Origin of the sequence: Xanthomonas bromi, assembly GCF_900092025.1 — a bacterium.
GTDB lineage: Bacteria > Pseudomonadota > Gammaproteobacteria > Xanthomonadales > Xanthomonadaceae > Xanthomonas > Xanthomonas bromi.
Genome location: NZ_FLTX01000105.1, coordinates 1 through 6,319 on the forward strand (window position 1 = coordinate 1; position 6,319 = coordinate 6,319).

At 64.0% G+C, this 6,319-nt stretch carries 4 protein-coding genes and 1 pseudogene; 1 reads left to right on the forward strand and 4 read right to left on the reverse strand.

Features of this window, described 5'->3' with window-relative positions; all coding sequences use genetic code 11:
* A pseudogene (locus XBLMG947_RS20545) lies at positions 1 to 490 on the forward strand (transposase); the annotation flags it as partial.
* Positions 491 to 576: 86 nt separating this feature from the next.
* Here the strand turns inward: XBLMG947_RS20545 and XBLMG947_RS20550 are convergent.
* The 4 genes from XBLMG947_RS20550 to XBLMG947_RS20565 all read right to left on the reverse strand — a co-directional run.
* Positions 577 to 840, reverse strand: coding sequence for a PAAR domain-containing protein (locus tag XBLMG947_RS20550; RefSeq protein ID WP_065470374.1), 264 nt, complete (start codon positions 838 to 840; stop codon positions 577 to 579).
* Positions 837 to 2,510: a type VI lipase adapter Tla3 domain-containing protein gene (locus tag XBLMG947_RS20555; RefSeq protein WP_065470375.1), complete on the reverse strand. Its 1,674-nt coding sequence runs from the start codon at positions 2,508 to 2,510 to the stop codon at positions 837 to 839. The genes XBLMG947_RS20550 and XBLMG947_RS20555 overlap by 4 nt, the downstream gene beginning before the upstream one ends.
* A complete protein-coding gene (locus tag XBLMG947_RS20560) occupies positions 2,507 to 4,654 on the reverse strand; it encodes a T6SS effector phospholipase Tle3 domain-containing protein (protein ID WP_065470376.1) in 2,148 nt (715 codons plus the stop codon). The genes XBLMG947_RS20555 and XBLMG947_RS20560 overlap by 4 nt, the downstream gene beginning before the upstream one ends.
* Positions 4,655 to 4,721: 67 nt before the next feature.
* Positions 4,722 to 6,319 (reverse strand): DUF2345 domain-containing protein (locus tag XBLMG947_RS20565; RefSeq protein WP_139074469.1); only part of this gene is annotated, 1,598 nt, incomplete at its 5' end.

Sequence of the window (6,319 nt, forward strand, 5' to 3'; positions counted from 1 at the left end):
GGCAGCAACGCAATCGACGCTCACCTGCCAAGGTCTCGCGTGCATCATCCAGTTTGAAAGCAGCAGCGCGTGAGCGCGAGTCATGACTGATCGTTGACTCCCCACAGTTGCAAGCACCCAGCGCGAAACAGTTGGTCAATCTGTACGCACGAAGGATGCAGATGAGCTGGCATTTCGTGATCTGAAGTCACATCGCTACGGCCAAGCGATGGAAGACAGCCTGACCCGACGCGGTGAGCGGCTGCAGATCCTGTTGTTGCTCAACACGCTGGCCACCTTCGCCAGTTGGCTGGCAGGACTGGGCTGCGAAGCCACCGGCATCGCGCACTGGCTATCGCCACGCAGCAGCACACGCAAGCTCTACTCGACACTACGCATCGGGCGCGAGGCGCTGGTCAGGCGCTGGCCGATGGAACCTGTCTCACGCTGGCTAGAACGCTTGCGCACACTGCCCGACGCAGTGCGCGAGCAGATGACGTTGGTGCTTTAAAAACGTGGGGATACCTAAGAACCTGACCCCGTTATTTCCACTCTCCGGGATGCACGCATTACGCCAGCGCGCCTTGCTCGGCACGGTTATTGAAGCTTGGCACGACCTTGCCGCCCCGCGATGAGCGTGGCGCCACACGCGAGTTTGTCGCCGTCCAGAGCGGCCTTGCGTCCATGGATGTTCAGATGACTAGATGCACCGGCAATGTGAGTGCGCCCATGCAGCGGACACGTTGCAGGATGCCCTTCACACGCAAACGCCTGGTCATCGATGCCCGCGTGCTCGGAACCGGCCAGCACATGGCCGCCGTGGCTGTGGGCGTCACCTTCAACGATGAATGCACGGCTCATGGCGTGGCCTTCTTGCCGCGCAACAGGTCGTAGAACGGATGCTTCCCATGGGTTGCGGCGGCTTTGCTGGCTTCGTCGGGCGGGCTGACCATCACGATGCCCGCATAGCCATCGGGTGTCAGATTGACGGTAGCACTGGTGCGGCCATCGTCGTAGCCGGAGACGATGCCCAGCGCGATCTGCACCAGCACCGAGCTCACGCCTGTATTGCCCAGCCGCCGACCGATGTCATAGCCCTGGTGCTTGTCGTCCAGTTCGATGCCCTCGGCGTTCTCGTGTAGCGCCTGGGTCAGGGGGATGACCCATTCGCGATCCAGGCTGGTGTCGTAGAACACTCGCGTTGGCTTGGCATCTTCCGGCAACGCGGCCACTGCCTGCCCCCAGCCCTTGCGCAACGCCTCTACCTGCGCAGCGCGCTTGAGGGGCTTCCCTTGGTCGTCGGTCAAGGGCACATGCACCGGGCGATGCAGATACCCCAGGAGCGGCGATTCGTCGAACTGCTGCACCTGCCAACGCGCCCAGCGCACCGGCAGATACGGCCTGGGCTTGAAATCACCAGGCCCCTTGTTACTGATCTGCTTCCACAACTCGGGCAGTTGCGCAATCCACCAATCGGCCTTTGGCACGCTGGGCCCCTCTGGGTATTCCACGCCCTTGGCTTTTAGCGCTTCCTCGTACTGCTTATCGAAGATTTGGCGTTTTTCCCAGAAAAAATTCCAAAGCTTGATGATGTCGTACTGCGTGTCGTCCTTGTTGATGCCATCGTCCACATCGACGGCATAGGGGCGCACCAATCTGTCTATCCGATCGCTGCGGGCCACCAACAGTGCAGCCATGCTGTCTGGCATTATCGGCACGTGTATCCCTTCCGGCTGCTTTGGCAGACCCGGTGATTTCCAGCCGTAGCGCCCTCCTTCCGAATCGTTGCTGACCAGCAATACTTCCGGTACATCAGGATGATCATCGAAGAACTGGAACAACTGTTCCAGCGTGCCTTGAGCGCTCGCTACATTGGCGTCACCCTGCCAAAGGAACAGGGTAAGGCCCAGGCTTTGGGACTGCCGCCAATACGCAATTCCCGATGCCATTGTGCTGCCATCGTTGATCGTGGTCGGCGGCCCGAGGACGATGACTGGTAGAGGCCAGCGCTCTACTGCTGCCTTCGCTGCGTAACCAAAGGCGGCACTGGCTGCCATTTCACCATCGCCGATCCGCGTATTGGGATCGTAGTCCTTCGGGTCTTTCGACAGCACTGAGAGGTAGTTGTCGTCCTTGTCTTTGAACAGCCGCCAGGTGTCTTCCTGGTAATAGCGGTCTACCGCTAACCCCAGCCCGCGCACCTCCAAGACATAGCGCTCCCCTTCACCAGCCAGCATGCGCCCGTGCGGGGTCGCGGCCGCCGTCGTGGCCTGGGCGCTTGTCATGGCCGCTGGTTCCTTGGCCACGGCGCTGCGCACCTTCCATAGCCAATGCCCACCAAAGGCCACGCCCACCAGTGCGGTAATCGCCAATACACCATTACGGATATCGTTGCCCAAGCCGGAATCCTCCACGCCTGTTGACTGCCATTGGCGATAGTAGATGAAAAGGATCAGCGCCACCCAAGCCAACAGCGCGCCGAGCCACACCAGCGTGTAGCGCATGATGCTAGGCATTTGATGCGCACTCACTGGCTACTCTCCGCACGTTGCGCTCGGGTCTGACTCACCACGTATTTGTCTGGCGGCTCCTTAGACACGACATCCGGAAAATCTCCGTTTTTGTAGTAAAAAGCCGTTTGCTTCGCCAGCATTTTTGCTCCAGGACTGAGCTTCTCGAAATTCGCAAGTTGACTCATGTAGACAGACGACGTTGTTTGATATTTGGGTGGAGTAAACGGCGTGCGCCAATTGGCAAAGGCGATCAGCACCTTGCGCCACTCCGGATCGTCCAAGGTCTGCGCCTGCCCGATCGCCACGTCCATCGCCGTCACCCAGCGGTGGTTCTCGGTGCTGCGCAGCATCGCCGAGTGATAGGAATTGTCGCTCAGCGCGGCAGGATTGCGCGCCATCTGTGCACGCACCTCGTTGGGCGTGGCATGCCGCCACACCGAGCAGCCCATATCGGTCGCATCGCACGTGTAACCGGGTGTCTGGTCGTTGATGTCGGGATGCTGCGCGTTGAACTCGCTGGTCATCTCCGCCAGTTTGGACTCGGGCACCTCCTGTTCCTCGATGCTGATAAACACCATGTACTGGCGCAACCGCGCCGCCGGGTTGCCCAGCGCCACGTCCACCGACACATCGTCCGGCGCATCCTTGCCGGCATGAGTCGGCGTGCCGCGCAGCGGCGTGCTGCTCTTGTACTGGCGCGCGTCCGCTTCGCCCTCCTCCATCTGGGGTGCGTGCGGCGGTTGCAGTGCCTCGCCATTGATGTAGCGCCCCTCCTGCGGCAAGGGCGTCTGGCTGGCCGTGGTTGCAGCGCCCACACCTCCGCCGGGGTAACGCGCCTCCCCTTCCATCCGTAGCTGGATGTGCTGCGGCGGCAAGCCCACTGCAACCGGCTTGCCACCGCGCAGCACCTTGGTCCACATCCGCTGGTGGAAGCGTAGATCCTTGAGCGCGTCCATCGCCGGCAAGGTAGCGGTGCGCTCGGTGCTGTAGAACTTCCGCTTCCACGCCACGTTCACCGTGTCCGGCACGCCGTAGGTGCCGATGCCCTGCACCTGATCCAGCGCCACGGTGGTGTCCTGTGGGCAGAAGTACAGGTACACCTTGCCGCGGTTGTCGCGCTCGGCGAAGACGATCTGTTTGCCTTCCGCATCCAGCCGGGTGCCCTGGCTAGGGGTCCATCGATGTCCGGTGCGGCCCCCATATCCTGGCTGACCCACTTGCAGCTCGCTCAATGGTGGGCGGGCGTACGGCTTGGCGGTCACGGCGTTGACGATCTTGATCAGCGTCTGCAGCTTGGCCTGGGTGGTCTGCTCCTCGCCCTTGGGTTCGAGCAGGCTGTAGGGGCTGTCCACCAGGATGAGGCAGTCCGCGCAGCGCTGGCTACGGTCGGCCAGCATGGCCTGCGCCAGTAGGGTGATCAGCGTGCCCTGGCTGTGGCCCATGATGGTGATCGTGTCGTCCGGGGCCAGGCGGCGGATCTCGCTCACCAGCATCGCCAGCCGTTCGGCCGCCAGCACGAAATACAGCCGTGGCGGCGCCTCGCCGAAATAGGTGAAGTCCGAGGCCACCGGCTGGATGGTCGCGGTCATCAGGCTGGTGTCGAAACCCTGGCCATACATGTCCGGCAGGTTGCTGGTGGCGTTGGCGAAGAACCCGCCGGCCTTGGCGAAATTGGCATCCAGCCGGTTGCCGGCGGTGTCCTGGTACTGGCTGCGCAGGCGCGTCGGGTTGCCGCGCTTGTCCTTGGCGATCTCGTTGTCACTGGCGCGATAGCCCCAGTAGAACGGGATGAACATGCTGTGGGTCGGCAACTTGCTGGTGGTGTCTTCGCTGCGCTGATAGAGGTAGGTGTCCGGGTCGTATTTGACCGACGCCACTTCCTTGTAGCCCTGCTCGCCTGGCTTCAAGGGCGATTTCTTCGCTTCGGCATACTTGGCCCCATACCGCCCGGCGCGCAGATCCACGCGACTCAGGCGCTCGTTGAGGCCCTGGCAAAGCCCCTTTTCCACGGTGGGATAGCCGGCGCCAGGGTCGTTGACGCCGTGGATGAAGATCACGATGCCAGGCCGGTCCGCAGGCACCTGCACCGGACGGTTGCCCATCCGATTGGGGAGCAGCAGTGCATCGGCTTGGGCCACGACATGGGGAGCGGAGTCGGTCATACAGGCATCCTGCGGAACGAATATCGGGGGGAGCGCGGCAAGCAGCGCCGCACGCGCGGGACGGGCATCAGCCGCCACCCAGCGGCGGCTTGTGGACCTCGATACGCACGATGCGCGTGACCTCATCGCGCAGCAGATCGGTCAGGCCCTGCGCATCGGAGACGCCTTGCACCACGCGGCCATCGTCCAACGTGATGCTGTACGCGTGGTTGGCCGCGGGCTGGGGCGTGTCCGCGCTGTGGCTGGGGTAGTGCAGCTGGAATTTCTGGTCGGTGCCGTCTTTGCCGAAGCTGGGACGGTTGGCCTGCTCGGTGGACGGTCCCAGCAACGCATGGCTGGCCGCATGGAGCTCGACCCCGCCCTGGGTGCCAAGTGTGATCCCGCCGCCCCCGATGCTCAGGAAACTGCCGTCCTCGGCCACCAGCCGTATCCGTGGCGCGCTCAGCAGCACCTCGCCTGTGTTGGCGGTCAGCTGCAGGTTGGTCTGCGCGTTGGCCGTCAAGGCGTCGGCCTGTGCCTGCAAGCGCACAGGCCCCTGGTTGGCAATGGCGCTCAGGCCCGAGGCTTGCGCAAACAGCGCGATCCCCTGCCCGGCATGTACGCGCGTGGCCTGGCCGCTGGTCAGCTGCAGGTGCTGCTGCGCCACGCTGTCGATGTTTTGCCCAGCGTAATTGAGGTGGCTGTGCGGCGTGGCACTGACCATACCCTCGCTGGCGGCGAAGGCCATCAACGGCTTGCCTGCGGCACTGCGATCGGTGCCGCTGGGCCAGCCCTGCAATGCCTGCCGTAGCGCGTCCTGCCCACCGGTCTCCACCGTCTGCCCACCATGCTGAGCGGCGTAGTCCCCCAAGCCCTTGAACAGTTCGGCGCATTGCGCCAACAGCGCGTCGAGTTCGTCGCGGTCGAGTTGGTGGCCGCCGGCCTGACTGCGCGCATAGGTGCTCAGCAACATGCCCTGCGCAGCGCGCAAGGCCGCTGCGGCATCGGTGCGCAGTTCGGCGCCCTGGCCACGCGGGTCGGCCTGGCCGTCGGCGCGTGGATGGGTCAGGTAGCCCAGATTCAACTCACTGGCCTGGTGGGTGCTGGCCAGGCGCGCACGCGGTTGACCGGTGGTGTCGTCGAACAGCAGTTCATTGGCGCCACTGCCATTGTGCTCGCGCGTGAGGATGCCCGAGAGCGTGCGATTGCCCGGCAGACCACGCGCGCCGCTGAACGCAGCGGTCGGTCGGCGGCCGTTGTGGATGACCGCCACCGCGATCGGCCGATCGATATCGCCGTGCAGGAACTCGATCAACACCTCATCGCCCACGCGCGGGATGAACTGATGCCCAAACCCCTCACTGGCCGAGGGGGAGGCATAGCGCACGCGCGTGCTGGAGCGCTCGTCGTCGGCGGCGCCGCCCTTGGCATGCTCCTGCGCCAGCGGCCAGTGCATCTGGACCAGGATGCGTCCCAACTCATCGGTATCGACCACCTCGCCGGCCTTGCCGACCACCGTGGCGGTTTGCGGTCCCGATGCGGTGGGCCGGCGCAGCGATGGGACACGCGACGGGACCAAGGCCATGCCCCGCCGCACGCCGGCAAAGCGCTGGTATTGCGCGGCCCCTTCGGGTGGCGGCGGCACGGCTGCCAGCGACGGTGGCGGACCGACGTCGGCCGAGGAAA